16 protein-coding genes are annotated in these 18,262 nt (G+C 71.6%); 10 read left to right on the plus strand and 6 right to left on the minus strand.

Annotated elements, in window-relative coordinates; translation table 11 throughout:
- Positions 1 to 94 precede the first annotated feature (94 nt).
- Both ACIRPT_RS28570 and ACIRPT_RS28575 read left to right on the plus strand, forming a co-directional pair.
- Entirely contained in the window at positions 95 to 1,420 is a 1,326-nt protein-coding gene (locus ACIRPT_RS28570) for an MFS transporter (RefSeq protein ID WP_403832176.1), read from the plus strand.
- Positions 1,421 to 1,531: 111 nt separating this feature from the next.
- Positions 1,532 to 2,380 (plus strand): alpha/beta fold hydrolase, encoded by an 849-nt coding sequence (locus ACIRPT_RS28575; protein ID WP_403832178.1) that lies wholly within the window; start codon positions 1,532 to 1,534, stop codon positions 2,378 to 2,380.
- Here the strand turns inward: ACIRPT_RS28575 and ACIRPT_RS28580 are convergent.
- The gene (locus tag ACIRPT_RS28580; protein ID WP_403504142.1) at positions 2,370 to 3,392 is read right to left on the minus strand and encodes a LysR family transcriptional regulator; all 1,023 of its coding nucleotides are present in this window, start codon (positions 3,390 to 3,392) and stop codon (positions 2,370 to 2,372) included. The genes ACIRPT_RS28575 and ACIRPT_RS28580 overlap by 11 nt on opposite strands.
- 193 nt (positions 3,393 to 3,585) lie before the next feature.
- On the opposite strand from ACIRPT_RS28580, the gene ACIRPT_RS28585 reads away from it, so the two are divergent.
- Positions 3,586 to 4,173, plus strand: coding sequence for a hypothetical protein (locus ACIRPT_RS28585; protein ID WP_403832180.1), 588 nt, complete (start codon positions 3,586 to 3,588; stop codon positions 4,171 to 4,173).
- A gap of 95 nt (positions 4,174 to 4,268) precedes the next feature.
- On the opposite strand, the gene ACIRPT_RS28590 is transcribed toward ACIRPT_RS28585, so the two are convergent.
- Positions 4,269 to 7,085 carry a penicillin acylase family protein gene (locus ACIRPT_RS28590; protein WP_403832182.1) on the minus strand — a complete coding sequence of 939 codons (2,817 nt, stop codon included), beginning with the start codon at positions 7,083 to 7,085 and terminating at the stop codon, positions 4,269 to 4,271.
- Between the two features lie 246 nt (positions 7,086 to 7,331).
- On the opposite strand from ACIRPT_RS28590, the gene ACIRPT_RS28595 reads away from it, so the two are divergent.
- From ACIRPT_RS28595 to ACIRPT_RS28610, 4 genes are all read left to right on the plus strand, one after another.
- Positions 7,332 to 7,940, plus strand: coding sequence for a hypothetical protein (locus tag ACIRPT_RS28595; RefSeq protein WP_403832184.1), 609 nt, complete (start codon positions 7,332 to 7,334; stop codon positions 7,938 to 7,940).
- A gap of 57 nt (positions 7,941 to 7,997) precedes the next feature.
- A complete protein-coding gene (locus ACIRPT_RS28600; protein WP_403832186.1) occupies positions 7,998 to 8,726 on the plus strand; it encodes a 3-keto-5-aminohexanoate cleavage protein in 729 nt (242 codons plus the stop codon).
- A 22-nt stretch (positions 8,727 to 8,748) separates the two neighbouring features.
- Positions 8,749 to 10,125, plus strand: coding sequence for an OFA family MFS transporter (locus ACIRPT_RS28605; protein WP_403832188.1), 1,377 nt, complete (start codon positions 8,749 to 8,751; stop codon positions 10,123 to 10,125).
- Positions 10,126 to 10,320: 195 nt separating this feature from the next.
- Positions 10,321 to 11,760 (plus strand): amidase, encoded by a 1,440-nt coding sequence (locus ACIRPT_RS28610; RefSeq protein WP_403832191.1) that lies wholly within the window; start codon positions 10,321 to 10,323, stop codon positions 11,758 to 11,760.
- 39 nt (positions 11,761 to 11,799) lie between these two features.
- On the opposite strand, the gene soxR is transcribed toward ACIRPT_RS28610, so the two are convergent.
- Entirely contained in the window at positions 11,800 to 12,402 is a 603-nt protein-coding gene (soxR, locus tag ACIRPT_RS28615; RefSeq protein WP_403832193.1) for a redox-sensitive transcriptional activator SoxR, read from the minus strand.
- Between the two features lie 167 nt (positions 12,403 to 12,569).
- Between soxR and ACIRPT_RS28620 the strand changes: the two genes are divergently transcribed.
- A complete protein-coding gene (locus ACIRPT_RS28620; protein WP_403504120.1) occupies positions 12,570 to 13,031 on the plus strand; it encodes a MaoC family dehydratase in 462 nt (153 codons plus the stop codon).
- On the opposite strand, the gene ACIRPT_RS28625 is transcribed toward ACIRPT_RS28620, so the two are convergent.
- Positions 13,012 to 13,662 carry a TetR family transcriptional regulator gene (locus ACIRPT_RS28625; protein ID WP_403832195.1) on the minus strand — a complete coding sequence of 217 codons (651 nt, stop codon included), beginning with the start codon at positions 13,660 to 13,662 and terminating at the stop codon, positions 13,012 to 13,014. The genes ACIRPT_RS28620 and ACIRPT_RS28625 overlap by 20 nt on opposite strands.
- 123 nt (positions 13,663 to 13,785) lie before the next feature.
- The gene (locus tag ACIRPT_RS28630) at positions 13,786 to 14,973 is read right to left on the minus strand and encodes an acyl-CoA dehydrogenase family protein (RefSeq protein ID WP_403832197.1); all 1,188 of its coding nucleotides are present in this window, start codon (positions 14,971 to 14,973) and stop codon (positions 13,786 to 13,788) included.
- 110 nt (positions 14,974 to 15,083) lie between these two features.
- Between ACIRPT_RS28630 and ACIRPT_RS28635 the strand changes: the two genes are divergently transcribed.
- The gene (locus tag ACIRPT_RS28635; protein ID WP_403832199.1) at positions 15,084 to 15,743 is read left to right on the plus strand and encodes a TetR/AcrR family transcriptional regulator; all 660 of its coding nucleotides are present in this window, start codon (positions 15,084 to 15,086) and stop codon (positions 15,741 to 15,743) included.
- A gap of 145 nt (positions 15,744 to 15,888) precedes the next feature.
- Positions 15,889 to 16,860 (plus strand): urea transporter, encoded by a 972-nt coding sequence (locus tag ACIRPT_RS28640; RefSeq protein WP_403832201.1) that lies wholly within the window; start codon positions 15,889 to 15,891, stop codon positions 16,858 to 16,860.
- Here the strand turns inward: ACIRPT_RS28640 and ACIRPT_RS28645 are convergent.
- Positions 16,850 to 18,196, minus strand: coding sequence for an MFS transporter (locus tag ACIRPT_RS28645; RefSeq protein WP_403832203.1), 1,347 nt, complete (start codon positions 18,194 to 18,196; stop codon positions 16,850 to 16,852). The two genes, ACIRPT_RS28640 and ACIRPT_RS28645, sit on opposite strands and share 11 nt — an antisense overlap.
- Positions 18,197 to 18,262 lie beyond the last annotated feature (66 nt).

Consider the following 18,262-nt stretch of genomic DNA (forward strand, 5'->3'; position numbering starts at 1 on the left):
CCCGCCCGCGGCCCCGGGCCCCCGCGTCTCATGCAACGAGACCCGCCGGTCCCGCTATTGACTGCCCCCTACACCGACCATGAGAGTGCCGCTCGTGCAGAACGATGCGAAAACAGCAAAGACGACGGCGCCGGACACGGCGGGGGAAGCGGACCGGGGCGGCGGCGAGAGCCTGCGCCGCGTGGCGGTGGCCTCGTTCATCGGGACGGCCATCGAGTTCTATGACTTCTACATCTACGGGACGGCCGCCGCCCTCGTCCTCAACCAGGCGTTCTTCCCGACCCTCGACCCGGTCAACGCCACCCTCGCGTCGTTCTCCACCTACGCGGTGGCGTTCGCCGCACGACCGCTCGGGTCGGTGATTTTCGGCCACTTCGGGGACCGGGTGGGGCGCAAGTCCGTACTGGTCGCTTCGCTGCTGCTGATGGGCCTGTCCACGGCCCTCGTCGGACTGCTCCCGGGGTACGGCACGCTCGGCGTCTGGGCGCCGCTGCTGCTGATCGCGCTGCGCTTCCTCCAGGGCATCGGTCTGGGCGGCGAGTGGGGCGGGGCGGCGCTGCTGGCGGTCGAGCACGCGCCGAAGAAACGCCGGGGACTGTACGCGGCGTTCCCGCAACTGGGGCCGTCCGTGGGGTTCTTCGCGGCGACCGGGGTGTTCTGGCTGCTGTCCGCCGGGCTGGATGACGCGGCGTTCCGCTCCTGGGGCTGGCGGGTGCCGTTCCTGCTGTCGTTCCTGCTGGTCGGCGTCGGGCTGTTCGTACGGCTGAAGATCAGCGAGACGCCGGTGTTCGCGAAGGTGCGGGACGCTCAGGAGGCCGCCAAGGTCCCCGCCGTCGAGGTCTTCCGCCGGCATCCGCGCGAACTGCTGCTGGGCGCGGGCGGCATGGTCGTCGCGTACGGGCTCTTCTACACCGCGACGACCTACTGCCTCGCGTACGCCACCGGCACCCTCGGCATCTCCCGTAACACCATGCTGGCCCTCTCCCTCGTCGCCTGCCTCTTCCTGGCGGCCGGCACCTGGCTGGCGGCCACCCGCTCCGACGGCGCCGGCCGCCGCAAGCTCGTCCTGATCGGCTGCGCCCTCGCGGCGGTGTGGCCGCTCTTCCCCCTTCTGGACACCGAGCAGCCGGTGCTGATCGCGCTCGGTATCGGCGGAGCCCTGTTCTGCATGGGCGTGGTGTACGGGCCGATGGGCGCGTATCTGCCGGAGCTGTTCGGCCCGACGGTGCGCTACTCGGGCGCGTCGCTGGCGTACAACCTGGGCGGCGTCCTGGGGGGCGCGGTGGCGCCGCTGGTCGCCACCCGGCTGCAGTCGGCGTTCGGTTCGTCGTCGGTGGGCTGGTACGTCAGCGCCATGGCGGTCGTCTCGCTGGTGTGCGTTCTGGCGCTGCCGGAGACCCGGGAACGCGAACTGCGCTGAGGCGGGCGGCGGAGGACGGCCGGTGTCGGTGGCGTGTCGGCGGGCTGTCGGCGGCACGCGGGAGAGTGGCGGCAGGCCGATGCCCGGCCGCCAGCTTCCGGGAGGTTCACCATGACCGCACCACGGACCGGCACCCTCCAGGTGCCCGGCGCACGGCTCTACTACGAGGTGCGCGGCCGCGGGCCGGTGCTCGTCCTGATACACGGCGGCGCCGGGGACGCCGGGATCTTCCACGAGGTCGTGGACCCGCTCGCGGAGCGCTTCACGGTGGTGGTGCCGGACCGCCGCGGCCACTCCCGCAGCCCGCTCGCCGCGCCCGGCTCCACACCGCGGGTCGCCGAGCACAGCGATGACATCCACCGGCTGATCGGCGAGCTGAGCGAGGAGCCCGCGCTGGTCTACGGCAGCAGCTCCGGCGCCGTCGTGGCGCTGGACCTGCTCGCCCGGCACCCCGACCGGGTGCGTACCGCCCTCGCCCATGAACCGCCGGTGATCGGGCTGTTGCCGGACGCGGCGGCCTACCGGCGGCTGTTCGCGGACGTCCAGGTCACCCACCGGCGGCAGGGGGCCACGGTGGCGATGCAGCAGTTCCTGGTGGGCGTCGGGCTGGTGGAGGGCACATGGGAAATGCCGCCGCTTTCCCAACTCCCGTCCGGCATAAGGGAGCTGATGGAGCGGCTGGCGGCCAATGAACCGTTCTTCCTGGAACATGAGCTGTGCGAGGTCACGGCGTACGAGCCCGATACCGACGCGCTGCGGAAGGCGGCGGACCGGCTGCTGATCGGGGTCGGCCGCGACTCCCTCCGGCAGATGCCCGGCCGTACGGGCGCCGCGCTGGCCGCCCGGCTGGGCCTGGAGGTCACGGAGTTGCCCGGCGGGCACTCGGGCTACGTGGAGGACGGCGGCGCCTTCGCCGCGCGGCTGGCGGAGCTGCTCGGCGACGGCGGGCTCAGGGCCTGAGCCACCACCGTTCGCTCTCCCAGGACAGCGCCTCCCAGAGGCGGTTGAGGGGGTGGGCGGGGCCGTAGGAGTCCCGCTCGCCGCGCCGGGTGAAGACCCCGACCAGCACCTCGGTCCGGGGCCCCACATCGCCGACGACGTCCAGCGTCCGCAGTCCCCCGGCCTCCGGGAGGCGGCCGTCCGCCGCCGCCTCGCCGATGCCACGGGTGACCAGCATCGCGCCGCTGACCACCCCCGAACGCAGCAGCTCGAAGCCGTAGTGGGCGGCCTCTATCTCCGCGGCGACGGTGAGCTTCTGACGATAGTCCGGGCCGTACCAGGAGGTCAGGAAGCGGCCGATGAGGCCGCGTGCGGAGATCACCAGGGGCAGCGCGGGCAGGTCGCGGGCGCCGAACGCGCCACCGGGGAGGCGTTCGGGCGGGAGATTCGTCAGCAGGGACAGGCCGCTGCGGCGCCACTCCATCACCTCGTACGGCGCGAGCTGCTCCTTCTCCTCGCCCTCCGTCACCACGACGCTGCCGCAGACCACATCCAGTTCCTTGGAACGGAGTTTGGCGAACAGGTCGCCGGTGCGGACATGGGTGACCTTGAGGTCGACGTTGTCGCGCTCGTACTCCTCGCTGACGCGTTCCACGGCGTCCAGGAGGAAGCCCAGGGTGTAGCGGGTGGTGCCGACGGACAGCGTCCGGCCCAGGCGGCGGCGGGCGTCGTGCACACCGTCCGACCAGTCACCGAGCGTGCGCCGCGCCAGGTCGACGAGGGCCTCGCCGGTCGCGGTGAACAGGGCGTCGCGTCCCCGCCCCTGTTTGAGCACCAGTTCCTCGCCGCACAGGGCGGCGAAGGTGCGGTTCATCGTGTCCAGCTGCTTTTGCACGCTGGACTGTTCGCGGCCCAGCCGGCGGGCGGCGCCGAGCGCGGTGCCCTCCTCACGAACCATGATCAACGTGCGCAGCTGGTCCATGGTGGTATCGAGCAGCTCCGGCGGATACTGCAACGGCCCCTCTAAGGACATGCGCCCCTTCTCGCTTTCCCATTCCTCTTTAATTCACGGCTGAGCAGCATAGCCCCCATTCAAAACTGATCCGGAGGCCAGCCGGGATTATCTGGGGATTTCTTCCGGAAAATGCTGGATGCGCTCCCGGTACCCATGCAAAGGTCGTGCCAATCCCGATCAACCCATCATCTCTGCAAGGAGAGTTGAGCTCGTGAGCCATTCCCAGGCCGCGCCGCCGCAGGCCGGAACCCCGCCGACGGACCGGGCGGGCAAACGGCCCGGCACGCTGACCGCGCTGCTGGCGATTACGGTTCTCTCGGCGGTGTCTGCGTTTGTCGGCGCGATCCTCGTCTTCGCCGCGGGAAAGGACGGCGCGGAACAGAACATCATGGACGCGTCCAAGGACCATCCGGACATTCTCGGCGGTGACACCATCGCCGCCATCAAGTCGCTCGGCCCGAGGATCTGGGACGAGGCGGTCAGCGAGCGCTACAGCACTCTCTCGATGCGTGCCGGAATGGCCGTCTTCTTCGGGCTGTGCCTGCTCGTCTTCGGGCTGTCCGCCCGTAACGGTGCGACCTGGGCCCGGGTGCTCATCACCATTTCCTCGGTGCTGGCGCTGTTTCCGCATATCCTCATCGCCGGCGATTACGAGCCGGATCCGGTCTTCCTGACCAGCCTGGTCGCCATGCTCACCGCGGTCGTGGCGATCGTCGTCAGCTGGCTTCCGCCGAACGGCCGGTATGCGAAAGCGCTGCAGCAGGCGAAGCGGCCGAATCCCGGCGTCACGGCCGGATAGTCATGCTCCGACGCGACAGGCCCCGGGCGCGCGCCCGGGGCCTGCCGTGTGACGTCGTCACAGCTGCGTATTCAGGTGTGTGCCTGCCGATGCGCCTACCGGTGCCCGGGGAATTCCACCACCTGCTGGTAGGTCGGCCGGTTCTGCCAGCTGATGGTGTCGTGGGTCAGGCCGCCCACCGCGCGGTGGATGATCGCATCCGCGCACCACTGGTCGCCGGCCTTGCAGCTGTCGTCGCCCGGGTAGACCTGCTCGGCCGTCTTGGCGTTGGCCTGCCGCAGGGTGTCCAGCAGGGTGTCGCGGCACGCGGACAGCTTGCCGTTGCCGCAGTACTGCTCGGCGAGCGGGCCCTTGACCTTGTCGCCGAGCACCGAGCGCAGGTCCTTGTCCGCGTAGCTCCACCAGCCGTACTGGAAGGCCGATCCGGCGTGCGCCCCGGTGGGGCCGTGGCCGGCCGACGGGGACTCGTCGGTGGCGAGGTTGGCGGTCAGGGATTTGTAGAGGTCGCCGCCGAGGCCCGGCTTGAAGGTGGCGTCGATCATCAGCGGCCACCAGGCGTCCATCAGCCGTACGGCGTCGGAGTGGGCGTAGGTGTGGGAGCCCGCGGCGGTCTCGTGGCGCCGGGCGCCGTCCTTGCGCCAGGCCTCCAGCTGCTGCACCGCCGTCTTGAGCGCGGGGTCGGTGAGGGGCTTGCTGTGGAGCACCCGCAGCATCTCGGGCAGTACGTCCTCGCCGCGCAGGTCGGTGACCGCGGCCTCCGCCATCGCCCTGGTCAGGGAGGCGCGGGTGACGCCGCCCTCCTCGGTCAGCGCGCGCACCCGGTCGTCCAGCAGATTGGCGCGGTGCACCGAGCCGTTGCCGAAGCCGGCCGAGTCGTAGTCCTTGGCCTGCTTGTTGTTCCAGGAGACGTAGTAGTCCTGGTCGACGGACTGCGGGTGCTGGGCGGGCGGGGTGTAGTCGGTGGTGTTGGTGGCGGGGTCGTAGCCCTTCCAGGCGTAGGCCTGCTCCGCCTTGATGGGCAGCGCGGGGTCGACATGCGGATTGCGGACCGGGTTGAGGCCGCTGTTGTAGTACGCGATGTCGCGGGAATCGGCGTAGAACCAGTTGAAGGCGTAACCGATGTGCTGGGCGGCCTTCTTGAACGTCGCGGCATCGTGGACGTACGAGGGGTCGTTCAGCATCTGGAAGCCGATGATGGAGTCGGCCTCGTGCCGGTAGGTGGTGCGCAGCGCCGTGTAGGCGACGGGCTTGCCCTTGACGGTGGCGCGGTGGGTGACGGTCCCCCACTTGGTCCGGAAGACCTGCATCCGGTACGAGCCGGCCGCCGTCGGGTCGGCGATGGTGGGCTTCCAGGAGTTGGCGCGCTCCAGCTTCTCCATGGGGACGCACGCCCCGTGGTAGCGGTAGGAGGTCGAGTCCTTGGTGGGCTCGGAGCCGTCCGCGTTGCACAGGTCGACGGCGTAGGTGTCGGTGATGTCCTGGCCCGCGGAGGTGGCGCTCCAGGCGTAGTCCTGCCCGCGGCCCAGCTGGACGTACATCCCGACGCCCGCGAAGGAGGCGCCGCGGGAGCTGATGCCCGGCCCCTGGATCTCCTGGAGCATCAGCAGCTGGGGCGCGAAGTAGCCGGTCTGCGGGCCGAAGACGGCGACCGGGTTGCCGCTGGCGGTGTGCTTGCCGGAGACCAGCAGGGCGTTGGACATGCCGCGGTGCTGGGTGGGGTTGAAGCTGCCCTTGGGCAACACCCCGTCCTTGAAGAGGCCTTCCAGCTTCTTGTACTTCTCCGGGGCCTTGACCGGGTCCTGCGGCGGGGCCTTCTTGTCCTTGGCGGCCGCGGCACCCGTGCGGTCGAAGACCAGCGGTTCGGGGGTGACCGAGCCGCGGTCGGGCAGTGCGGTGCCCTTGGCCTCGGCGGGCTTGACGGCGTACGGGAAGCTCTGGCCGTCGTGCAGGGTCTTGGCGGCCTCGGGGTCGTTGCGCTCGCGGAAGGACTCCCAGACCTTGGTGCCCTGCTCGACGCCGTACTTCTGCTGGGCGGAGAGCAGCGCGAGGGCCGAGGTCACCTCGCCGCCGCCGCCGTTGCCGAAGAGCCCGCCGACGACGGAGGCCAGGGCTATCAGGTCGGTGAGCTTGAAGGGCTTGATCTCACCGGCGTTGGTGATGGCGTTGACGTGTCCGGTCAGGACGTACTCGCCGGGGAAGTAGCGGCCGTTCTTGGACTGCTCCCGGTAGGCGTTGATGCCGTCGACGTACGCCTGGGCGTCCTGCATCGCCTGCTTGCCGCGCGCTCCGTTGTTGTTCCGGATGGCGTCAACCTGGTCCTGGAGGTCCTTCTCGGTGTACGGCGCCTGCGGGAAGAACTGCTGCTCCAGGCCCTGGTTGGCAGGCGCGCCGCCGGCGAAGGAGGTCAGCTCGCCGCGTCCGATGTGTCGGAAGAGGTCCATCAGCCACAGCCGGTCCTGGCCCGCGGCGTAGCCGGCGCCGAATTCGGTGCCGTAGCGGGTGGTGCCCTTGATGTGCGGGACGCCGGTCTTCTTGTCGCGGGTGATGGTCACATCGTCGCGGGGCGTGGAGACCTTGCCGACCTGGTCTTCGGGGACGCCGAAGGAGGCGTCGTTGAAGAAGTTGGTGAGCGTGGCGTCCGTGAGGTTCTGATAGCCGCTCGACAGCGCGCCGTAAGGGCCCAACTGGTCGGTGGAGTGGGCCGGATGGGTGCCGAACAGCTTGTTGCCGAGGATCTGCATCAGGGTGGCGTTGCCGGTGGCGCCGGGCGGCAGGATGTCGGCGCACTGCCCCTGGCAGTAGTCGTTGGGGGCGGCCGCGGCCGCGGTGGGGGGTGGTGCCAAGAGCGTGGCACCCAAGGCGAACAGGGCTGCCGCGGCGGCAGCTCTGAGCCTTCCGGTACGTCGTTGCATCCCTGCTCCTCGATGGGGGTCCCCCTGCTCCTCAAGAGCCCGGGGGAGGCTGGGCGGGACGTTACCGGCGGTTACTCGTTGCCGGAAGGTGAACAACAGTCACCTTTTCGAATTCCCCACAGACGACCGGGACGGCGGAGCCGGAGAGGCCGGGACGAACCGCACGAAAATTCGAGGGATCCAGGTGGTGATCGGTTACGTCCCTTCCATGTCCAGTCGGGTCCTCCCCACGGAGGTGGGATGAAATTGGCCGGTTTCAGAGCTCTCGCAGAACAGGTCCGCAATCCACGGCTCGTGTCCACCCAGCGCCGCACGGCGCTGCGCAAATGCCTGGAGCGCTTCGCGCCGTACGGGCACCGCGCCACCTGGCATCACCTGTGCACCCGGGCCGGGATCGCGGCGTACGACCGCAACCCCGACCCCGAGCGGCTGGTGGCCGCACTGGCGGAGCTGGAGGAGGCGCGCACCCTCTGGCTGGCCTACGAGCGGGAGTTCGCCGACCGGCGCCGCAGGGAGAAGCACGACGGCATCCGGCAGCCCAGCGCGATCGACGACTGGCACCGGCGCACCTGGGGCGGCTGTGACATCGTGCCGTGCGAGTCGCCGCAGCGGCATCCGGCGGCCCGGCTCGCGGTGGTGCTGCGCAGCATGATCGCGGCGATGGAGTCGGGACGGCCGCGCCGGGATTGCCCGGTGTGCGGCGGGACGCGCTTCGCCTGGCTGCCGGCCTCCGCCGACTTTCCCTCCTCCGGGCCCGCCTGCCGGCAATGCGGCGTGCTCGCCCCCGCGTCGGTGCTCACGCCGGAGGCACTGACGGCGGCGGCCGGCGGGACGGGGGCGTTCGCGGCGGCGTGAGTGCGCGACAAGGGGGCCGTTCCGGGCGTTGTCAGACCTCCGTGTCACGATGAGGACATGCTTCAGGTATGTCTCAACGGCGCCCGAAACGCGGCCGATTCCGCCGCGATCCCCCTCTCACCGGCCGCGCTCGCCGATGCCGCCCGGCAGGCGGTGGCGGCCGGTGCCGCCGAAGTCCACGTCCACCCCAAGACCCCCTGCGGCAAGGATTCCCTCTCGCCGCGCGTGGTGGGCCCGGCCCTGGAGGCGATACGGGCCGTGGTGGACGTCCCGGTCGGCGTGACGACCGGCGCCTGGGCCGAGCCGGACCCCGCGCGCCGGGTGGAGCGGATCAACGCCTGGACGGAGCTGCCCGACTACGCCTCCGTCAACTGGCATGAGCCGGGCGCCGACAGCGTCGCCGCCGCCCTGCTGGAGCGCGGCATCGGCATCGAGGCCGGGCTGTGGTCGGGCACCGACGCCGCGGCCCGCTTCGCCCGCTCGCCCCTGGCGCCGCGGGTGCTGCGGATCCTGGTCGAAGCGCTCGACCCCGACGCCACCACCGCGCGCCGCACCGCACACGAGCTGCTCGCCGAGGTGGCCGGGGCCGGACACGACCGCCCGGTGCTGCTCCACGGCATGAACGACGGCGCCTGGACGGTGCTCCGGCTCGCCGGCGAGCTGGGCCTGGACACCCGCATCGGCCTCGAGGACACCCTCCGGCTCCCCGATGACCGGCCCGCCGACTCCAGCGCCCAGCTGGTCCTGGCCGCAAAGGAGTTCGCGGGCATCCTTCCCGCAGGGTGACGTAAAAGGTACGTTCCGTCGCATGCTCCCCCTCGCCCGCTCCCGCATCGTGGCCCCCGCGGGATGGAGCCGCTGGCTCGTCCCGCCCGCCGCCCTGTCCATCCATCTCGCCATCGGCCAGGCGTACGCCTGGAGCGTCTTCAAACCGCCCCTGGAGGCCTCGCTCCAGCTGTCCGGCACGGCCTCCGCGCTCCCCTTCCAGCTGGCCATCGTGATGCTGGGGCTGTCCGCCGCCTTCGGCGGCACCCTCGTCGAACGCCACGGCCCCCGCTGGGCGATGCTGGTCTCCGCCGTCGCCTTCTGCTCCGGCTTCCTGGTCGCCGCCCTGGGCGCGGCCACCGGCCGGTACTGGCTGATCGTTCTCGGCTACGGCTTCATCGGCGGCATCGGCCTGGGCATCGGCTACATCTCCCCCGTCTCCACCCTCCTCAAGTGGTTCCCCGACCGCCCCGGCATGGCCACCGGCATCGCCATCATGGGCTTCGGCGGCGGCGCCCTGATCGCCTCGCCCTGGTCCACGCAGCTGCTGTCCGGCCTCGGCTCCGACGCCTCCGGCATCGCCCGGACCTTCCTGGTCATGGGCCTGGTCTACGCCGTCTTCATGACGCTCGGCGTGCTGCTGGTACGGGTCCCGCCCGACGACTGGCGCCCGCCGGGCGGCCCGCCCACCGCCGGCGCGGCGGCGCGCCCGCTGATCACCACCGCCCAGGTCTCGGCCCGCAGCGCGCTGCGCACCCCGCAGTTCTGGTGCCTGTGGGTCGTGCTCTGCATGAATGTCACGGCGGGTATCGGCATTCTGGAGAAGGCCGCCCCGATGATCACGGACTTCTTCGCGGGCACCGCCGCGGCGGTGAGCGCATCGGCCGCGGCCGGGTTCGTCGGCCTGCTGTCGCTGGCCAACATGCTCGGCCGGATCGTCTGGTCCTCGGTCTCCGACCTGGTCGGCCGCAAGAACATCTACCGCCTCTACCTCGGCGCCGGCGCCCTGCTGTATCTGCTGCTCGCGCTGACGGGCGACGCGTCCAAGCCGCTGTTCATCCTCTGCGCCGCGGTGATTCTCTCCTTCTACGGCGGCGGATTCGCCACCGTCCCGGCGTACTTGAAGGATCTCTTCGGCACGTATCAGGTCGGCGCGATCCACGGCCGGCTGCTCACGGCCTGGTCCACGGCCGGCGTGCTCGGCCCGCTGATCGTCAACGCCGTCGCGGACGCCGGGAAGTCGGCCGGCCACGGCGGCCCGGACCTCTATGCGACCTCGTTCTTCATCATGATCGGCCTGCTGGTGACCGGCTTCGCCGCCAACGAGCTGATCCGCCCCGTGCACCCCCGGCACCACGAACCGCCGCCCGCCACGGTGGAGCGGTCCCCGGCCACCGAAGCGAAAGGAACCGGTCAATGACCGCCCGCGCCTCCCGCACTCCCCTCCTCATGCTCGTATGGCTGTGGGTCGGCGTGCCGTTCCTCTACGGCCTTTACGAACTGACCCTCAAGCTGAAACAACTGTTCACGGGTTGACCGACCGGTAACACCGTTGGCCCGTACGGTCCGTGCGGCATCAGGGCGGCACGGACGCCGGAGAAGAGAGTGGACGTTCATGGCCGAACTGCACGATCTGACCGCGCTCGAGCAAGCCGCGGGAATCCGCTCCGGTGAGATCTCGCCCGTCGAGCTCACCGAGCACTATCTGGCGCGGATCGACCGGCTGGACGACGTCCTCGGCGCCTTCCTCACCCGTACGCCGGAGATCGCCCGCAAGCAGGCCGCGGACGCCGAGAGCGAGGCCGCCGCGGCCCGCCGGGAGGGCCGCGAGCTCCCGGCGCTGCACGGCGTTCCGGTGCCGGTCAAGGACCTCAACCAGGTGGCGGGCGTGCGCTGCACGATGGGCTCGCGGGCGCTGGCCTCGTACGTCCCCACCGTCGACGACCATGTGACGGAGAAGCTGCGGGCGGCCGGCACGATCCTGCTCGGCAAGACCAACACCCCCGAATTCGGGCTGCCCTGCTACACCGAGAACGGCCTCGCGCCGCCCGCCCGCACCCCGTGGGACCTGGAACGCTCGGCGGGCGGATCCAGTGGTGGCGCGGCCGCGGCGGTCGCCGGCGGGCTGGCGCCCCTCGCGCACGCCAGCGACGGCGGCGGCTCGATCCGCATCCCGGCGTCGGCCTGCGGGCTGTACGGCATCAAGCCCAGCCGCGGCCGGGTCAGCGGCGGCCCGACGCTGCACGATGTGACGGGCCTGAGCACGTCGGGACCGCTGGCCCGTACGGTCGCCGACGCGGCCGCGCTGCTGGACGTCCTGGCGGGCGAGATGCCCGGCGACCCGTACACGGCGCCGGCGCTGCCGCCCGGCGAGACCTTCGCCGCGCACGCCCACCGCGACCCCGGACGGCTGCGGATCGCCTGCCTGACCGACGCCCCGATACCGGGCATCACCGTCGATCCCGACTGCCGCACCGCCACCACCGAGGCCGCCGCCCTGCTGAGCGAACTCGGCCATGAGGTGACGGAGGTGACGCTGCCGGGCGACGACGGCATCCTGCTCGCCTTCACCCGCGTCTGGTCGGTGATGGCCGCCAACCGCCCGGTGCCCGCGGAGCGCGAGGAGCTGCTGATGCCGCTCACCCGCTATCTGCGCGCACGGGGCCGGGAGGTCTCCGGCAGCGACTTCGCGGGCGGGCTGTATGCGTTCCGGGTGCTCGCGCAGACCGTCGCGGACGGGCTGATGCCGCCCGGCGGGTTCGACGCGATCCTCTCGCCGACGCTGGCCGGGCCGCCGCTGCCGGTCGGCGCGCTGCGCAACGACGTCCATCCGCAGGCCGAGTTCGCCGCGATCGGCGCGTACACCCCGTTCACCGCGCTCTACAACGCCACCGGCCAGCCGGCGGTCAGCCTCCCGCTCCACTGGAACGCCGCGGGTCTGCCGATCGGCGTGATGCTCGGCGGCCGGTACGGCGAGGAGGCCACCTTGATCTCCCTCTCCGCGCAGCTCGAACGGGCCCGCCCCTGGGCCGGCCGTAAACCGTCGCTCTGGTGACCGCCGCCGCGCCCGCCCTCCCGCGGGGCGGGCGCGCGCTCATCCGCAGACGCCGCCGCGCCCGCCGGGCGCGCAGGCCTCGCTGTCCTTGTCTCCGGCGTGCAGATCCGCCGGTTCGGTGCCCGCCTGGTCCGTGTCCGCCGGGTCGGCGTCCTCCGAGTCCCTGCCCGCCGGGTCCTTGGCCGCCCGGTCGACCCGCAGCCGCCGCGCGCCGGGCCCCTGCGCGCCGAGGTTGTCGTAGGGATTGGACAGGGCGCACTTCTCCAGCGAGAGACAGCCGCAGCCGATGCAGCCGGTGAGCCGGTCGCGCAGTTCGACGAGCTGGCTGATGCGCTCGTCCAGCTCGGTGCGCCAGACCTCGGAGAGGCGGGCCCAGTCGGCGCGGTTGGGCGTGCGCTCGTCCGGCAGCTCGGCCAGCGCGTCGCGGATCACCGCGAGCGGGATGCCGACCCGCTGCGCCGCCCGGACGAAGGCGACCCGGCGCAGCGCGTCGCGGGAGTAGCGGCGCTGGTTGCCGGCCGTCCTCGTGCTGCTGATCAGCCCCTTGGACTCGTAGAAGTGCAGCGCGGAGACGGCCGCGCCGCTGCGCGCGGAGAGCTGGCCGACGGAGAGCTCATGAACCTTGTACGGAAGCTGAGGCACCCCTCAACCCTAGAGGGTGCCGGCAGGGCCCCTCCGGGCGCGCGACGCTCCCCGCAACGTTTCCGCAGGCGTTGACAGTGGGTGCCCGCACTCTGCATGCTCACTATGCACTGAGCAAGCGCTTAGTAACTGCTTGCCGAGCAGGGAACCCGAGGAGGCAGACGGAGATGGCAGAGCCCCGAGTGTTTGCATCGGTCGACGAGCTACAGGGGGCGGTCGGCGAGGAGCTGGGCCCCAGCGACTGGCTGGAGATCGACCAGAAGCGGATCGATCTGTTCGCGGACGCCACCGGCGATCACCAGTGGATCCACGTCGACCCGGAGAAGGCCGCGGCCGGCCCCTTCGGCACGACCATCGCGCACGGCTATCTGACGCTCTCGCTGCTGCCCACCCTCGTACCGCGGCTGATGCGGGTCGACAACGTGAAGATGGGCATCAACTACGGCACCAACAAGGTGCGCTTCCCCGCCACCGTCCCGGTCGGCTCGCGGCTGCGCGCCACGGCGAAGATCGCGGAGGTGGCCGAGGTGAAGGGCGGGGTGCAGCTCACCACCGTCGTCACGATCGAGCGCGAGGGCGGCGATAAGCCGGTGTGCGTCGCGGAGTCGGTCAGCCGGTTCTATCTGTAGCGGGGCGCTCCTGGACCCCCACCATCCGCAGGACGAGGCCGGCGTAGAGCGCGCCGACCTCGTCGGGGGTGCGCGGGCCGTCCGCCGAGAACCAGCGGGCGACGTCCACGCAGAGGGACAGCACGGCCAGCGTGGTGCCCGGGACGTCGTCGGCGCGGAACTCCCCGCTGTCGGCGCCGTCCTGGATGATGCCGCGCAGCAGCCGGTCGGTCCGGCGACGCAGATCGGTGATCTCGGCGTAGTGCTCGGCGCTCAGCGCCTGGAGCTCGTACTGGATGACCCGGGCGGTGGTGTGGTGCTCGGCGTGCCAGCGGGCGAAGGTCCGCACCGCGTCGGCGAGCCGCTCGGTGGGGCTGCCCTGCGCCTCGGCGGCGGCGCCCATGATGCGCAGCGCCTTCTCGTGGCCGATGCCGCTGATGCGGTAGAGGAGCTCTTCCTTGGTCTTGTAGTGGATGTAGAGGGCGGCGGGGCTCATCCCGGCCCGGCCGGCGATGTCCCGGGTGGTGGTGGCGTGGTAGCCGCGCTCGGCGAACGCCTCGACCGCGGCGCCGACCAGCCGCCGCGCGGCGTCCGGCGTCACCCCGGCCCACTCTTCGCTCTCCGCCTGCGCCCGTTCCGCCGCAGCACCCATCCCGTACCCCGCTCCTCGATCCGCCAGGGACGTTCCCCTGACGGATCGAACACCATACCGCGCCGCTGAGCAAGCGCTTAGGGATGCGGTGCGGCGCGGGCCGGATTCCGGCCGGCAGCAGGGTCAGAAGGCGGAGACCCCCGTCAGCGCCCGCCCGATGAGCAGCTTCTGTATCTGGCTGGTGCCCTCGTACAAGGTCATCACCCGGGCGTCCCGCAGCAGCTTACCGACGGGGTATTCGTCGATATAGCCGTACCCGCCGAAGACCTGAAGGGCGTTGCTGGCGGCGCGTACCGCGGCTTCCGAGGCGAACAGCTTGGCCTTCGAGGCCTCGGTGGCGAACGGCTCGCCGCGGTCGATCAGATCGGCCACCCGCCAGGTCAGCAGGCGCGCCGCGTCCACATCCACCGCGATGTCGCTGATCAGCTCCTGCACCAGCTGATGCCGGGCGATCGGCTTGCCGAACTGCTCGCGCTCCCCCGCATAGCCCAGCGCGGCCTCCAGGGCGGCGCGGGCGATGCCCACGCACCCGGCGGCGACCGACATCCGCCCCTTGGCGAGCGCGGACATCGCCACCGAGAAGCCCTTGCCCTCCGGGCCGAGCATGGCCGTGGCGGGGACCCGTACGCCGTTCAGGGCGAGTTCGGCGGTGGCCTGGCCGCGCAGACCCAGCTTGCCGTGGATCTCCCGGCGCTCCAGCCCGGGGGTGTCGGTCGGTACGAGGAAGGCGCTGATGCCCTGGTGTCCGGGCGCGTCGCCGGTGCGGGCGAAGAGGAGCACGACGTCGGCCCAGGTGCCGTTGGTGATGAACATCTTGGCGCCGTCGATGACATAGTGCCCCGCGCTCCCGGCTCCGCCCGAACGGGAGGCGCCCCCGTCCTCGCGGACCGCCCGGGTGGTCAGATTGCCCGCGTCGGATCCGGTGCCCGGCTCGGTGAGCCCGAAGCAGCCCACCGCCTCGCCGGACGTCAGCCGCGGCAGCCACTCCCGCTTCTGGCGTTCGTCGCCCCAGGACGCGATGGTCTTGGCCACCAGGCCGAGGGAGACCGAGACGATGCCGCGTACGGAGGAGTCGCCGCGCCCCAGTTCCTCGGTGACCAGGGCGTAGGAGAGGTGATCACCGCCGCAGCCGCCGTACTCCTCGGGGATCGTCAGGCCGAGGAATCCCACCTCGCCGAGCTTCTTGACGATGCCGCGGTCGACCTCTTCCGCGCGGTCCCAGGCGGTGGCGTGCGGGGCGATCTCGCGGTCGGTGAAGTCCTTCGCGAGGCGGCGTACGGCGGTCTGCTCCGCGCTGAGCTCGAGGTTCATCGAGGGCTCCCTGTCGACGAGAACAGTTGATCAGCAGGTGGATCCGCAGCTTGATCAGCAGCTTAATTACCAGTGCTAGTTTTCTTGCGGCGGCCACTACTATGTGCGCCATGGCCCGACCCCGCAAGCCCCTGCTGAGCCACGAGCGCATCGTCACCACAGCGCTGGCGCTCATCGACGCGGAAGGCCTGCCGGCGCTCTCCACCCGGCGCCTCGCGGCGGAGCTGGGCGTGAGCGGGCCCTCCCTCTACAACCACTTCACGACGAAGGACGAGATCCTCGACGCGGTCGCCGACACGGTCATCGCCGAGGTCGATGTGTCGACGTTCAAGGCGGGCGGCGACTGGCGGGCCGGACTGCTGGACTGGGCCCGCTCCTACCGCGCCGCGCTCGCCGCGCATCCGCACATCGTGCCGTTCCTCGCCCAGGGCCCCGGCCGCCGACCGGCAGGCCTGAAGATGGCCGACGCGGCCTTCGGCGGCATGGTCGGGGCGGGCTGGCCGCCGGCCCAGGCCACCCGGGTCTGCGCGATGGTCCGCTACTTCGTGGCCGGCTCCGCCCTGGGCTCCTTCGCCCGCGGTTTCGTGGACGATCCGGGCGCGTACGACCCCGCCGACTACCCGCACCTGGGCCAGGCCCATCTGCTGGCCGAGCACCAACGCCAGGTGGACGAGGGTGCCTTCGAGAGCGGTCTGCGCGCGCTGGTGGACGGCCTGGCGCTGCAGCACCCGGAGCTCGTGCCGCCGGACGGCGCCCCTGGCGACGCCTGACGAAGCCACCCGGACCCGTACAGGTGCGCAGGGATCCGCGCGGGTCACCCGAGGAATGGACACCTCCGCCGCATCCCCGGCAAGGGCGGTAAAGTGCGCCCGCCTCTGGCGGACAGAGGCCATATGTGCGTAAGCGGGAGGCTGCGTGCACGAGTCGGGTATGGCCCTCAACGGACCTTTCCGGACACGGTACGGACGTTTCGTCATCGAGGTGCTGCGCGGTCAGGCGCAGGTCGACTTCCTGCCCAGCGCGCCGGCCGGTGTGGTGTTCTCGGTCGCGCTGTTCGCGGCGGGCTGGGAATTCGGCCTCTACGGGCTGATAGGCACGGCCGTCGGCACCGCCACCGCCCGCCTCCTGGGCGTGGACCACGACCGGATCACCGCCGGCCTCGAAGGGTTCAACGCCTGCCTGGTGGCGGTCGGCTGCGCGGTCTTCCTCGGCGCCGCCCATCCGTCCACCGCGCTGCTCGCGCTGGCCGGCAGCGCGGCGGTCACCGTTCTCACCGCTGCCGCCGCCCGCATCCTGGCCACCTGGGAACTGCCCACCTTCACCCTGCCGTTCTGCGTCACGGCCAGCGCGATGACCATCGCCGCGCCCGGCTTCCAGCACGTCTGGCACCAGGACGCGGGCCCGGCCGTCCTCTCCCGGCCCGCCGACGGCCCCACCGCCCTCGCCCTCGCCGACCTCTGGCGGGCCTTCTTCGCCAATATCGGCCAGATCTTCTTCATGCCGCAGTGGCACGTCGGCCTGATCTTCCTGCTCGGCATCTTCCTCGCCTGCCGCCGGGCGGGCGCCCTGGCCTGCGTCGGCAGCGCCGTCGGCATCCTGACCGCCTGGGCCCTCGGCGCACCCGCCGAGCAGGTGGCCGAGGGCACGATGGGCTACAACGCCGTGCTGGTCGCGATGGCGCTGTGCGGGGTGTTCCTCGCCGCGGACGGCTGGAGCCTGGCGTATGCGGTCGTCGGCGCGGCGGCCGCGACCGCGCTGAGCCCGGCCCTGGCAGCCGTCTTCGCACCGTCCGGCGGCCACACCTTCACCTGGCCGTTCGTCCTGGTCTCGCTGGTCTTCCTGGTGGCCGCACCGGCATTCCCGCGGCTGCGCCGGGTCACCGGCTGAGCCCGGAGCGGCCGGCGGCCCGGCGGGCCAGCAGCCGGATGGAGGCCAGCGCGATGACGGACAGCACCATGATGTAGGCGGCCACCGACATCGAGGTGCCGCTCGCCTCCAGCAGCAGCACCATCAGGAACGGCGCCAGCCCGCCGCCCAGGATCGCGCTGATCTGATAGCCGAGGGACGCCCCCGTATAGCGCATCTCGGGCGTGAACAGTTCGGCGAACAGTGCGGCCTGCGGCCCGTACATGATGCTCAGGAAGCAGCTGCCGATGAAGGTGCCGACCGCCATCCACAGCAGCGAGGCGGTGTCGATGAGCAGGAACATCGGGATCGCCCACAGGAGCAGCCCGACGGCGCCCGCGGCGTAGACGCGCAGCCGGCCGATGCGGTCGGAGAGCGCGGCGGCGGCCGGGATCAGGGCGAGTTGGGTGAGGCTGACCAGGAGGGTGAGGGTGAGGACGGAGGTGCGCTCCATGTGCAGGGAGCGGGTGGAGTAGTCCAGGACCCCGGTGATCAGGATGTAGAAGGTGGCGGTGTTGACGGCGAACGAGCCGCCGGCCAGCAGGACCGTTCCCAGGTGGTGCCGGAGGATCGTCCGCAGCGGTGAGCGCCGCGCGGCCGCCGCCTTCTCCTCCGCCGCCAGCTCCCGCTCCGCCTTGCGGAATTCGGGGGTCTCCTCGACGCGGGTGTGCACGTACCACGCCAGGACGAGGACCAGGACGCCGACGAGGAAGGGGATCCGCCAGCCCCAGGCCCCGAAGGCCCGCTCGTCGGTGACCGCGCCCGCCACCAGGAACACCGAGTTGGCGGTCATCACCCCGATGGGGACGCCGAGCTGGACGAGCGAGCCGTAGAGTCCGCGCTTGCCCTCGGGGGCGTATTCGGTGGCCATCAGCATGGCTCCGCCCCACTGGGCGCCGACAGCGATGCCCTGCACGATGCGCAGGACGACCAGCAGGACCGGGGCGGCGAGCCCGATGGCGTCGTAGGAGGGCAGCAGGCCGATACCGGTGGTGGCCAGCCCCATCACGGTCAGCGCGAGCACCAGCATCGGCTTGCGGCCGCGCCGGTCGCCGAGGTGACCGGCGATCACACCGCCGATGGGGCGAGCCAGAAAGCCCACGGCGAACGTGGCGAAGGAGGCGAGGACGCCGGCCGCTTCGCTGCCGGAGGGGAAGAAGGCGTCGCCCAGGACGAGCGCGGCGGCGATGCCGAAGACGAAGTAGTCGTACCACTCGACGGCGGAGGCGAGGGCCGCAGCGGTGGCCACCTTGCGGCGGCTGCGGGCGGAGGGAGAGCTGCCGGTGCTGTCGTGGGTCGCGGAGGGGGCCGTGTCCATACGTGCACACTCCCGGGGTGCGGGGCGGGATGGGGGGCGGCGCCGGTGATGTCGGGCGACCGTACC

The organism is Streptomyces sp. NPDC101227 (assembly GCF_044767545.1).
Lineage (GTDB): Bacteria > Actinomycetota > Actinomycetes > Streptomycetales > Streptomycetaceae > Streptomyces.

Coding starts and splice junctions, on each gene's coding strand:
- ACIRPT_RS28575 (WP_403832178.1), top strand. CDS start 1,532: ATGACCGCACCACGGACCGGCACCCTCCAGGTGCCCGGCGCACGGCTC.
- ACIRPT_RS28580 (WP_403504142.1), bottom strand. CDS start 3,392: ATGTCCTTAGAGGGGCCGTTGCAGTATCCGCCGGAGCTGCTCGATACC.
- ACIRPT_RS28590 (WP_403832182.1), bottom strand. CDS start 7,085: ATGCAACGACGTACCGGAAGGCTCAGAGCTGCCGCCGCGGCAGCCCTG.
- ACIRPT_RS28600 (WP_403832186.1), top strand. CDS start 7,998: ATGCTTCAGGTATGTCTCAACGGCGCCCGAAACGCGGCCGATTCCGCC.
- ACIRPT_RS28605 (WP_403832188.1), top strand. CDS start 8,749: ATGCTCCCCCTCGCCCGCTCCCGCATCGTGGCCCCCGCGGGATGGAGC.
- ACIRPT_RS28610 (WP_403832191.1), top strand. CDS start 10,321: ATGGCCGAACTGCACGATCTGACCGCGCTCGAGCAAGCCGCGGGAATC.
- ACIRPT_RS28620 (WP_403504120.1), top strand. CDS start 12,570: ATGGCAGAGCCCCGAGTGTTTGCATCGGTCGACGAGCTACAGGGGGCG.
- ACIRPT_RS28625 (WP_403832195.1), bottom strand. CDS start 13,662: ATGGGTGCTGCGGCGGAACGGGCGCAGGCGGAGAGCGAAGAGTGGGCC.
- ACIRPT_RS28630 (WP_403832197.1), bottom strand. CDS start 14,973: ATGAACCTCGAGCTCAGCGCGGAGCAGACCGCCGTACGCCGCCTCGCG.
- ACIRPT_RS28635 (WP_403832199.1), top strand. CDS start 15,084: ATGGCCCGACCCCGCAAGCCCCTGCTGAGCCACGAGCGCATCGTCACC.
- ACIRPT_RS28645 (WP_403832203.1), bottom strand. CDS start 18,196: ATGGACACGGCCCCCTCCGCGACCCACGACAGCACCGGCAGCTCTCCC.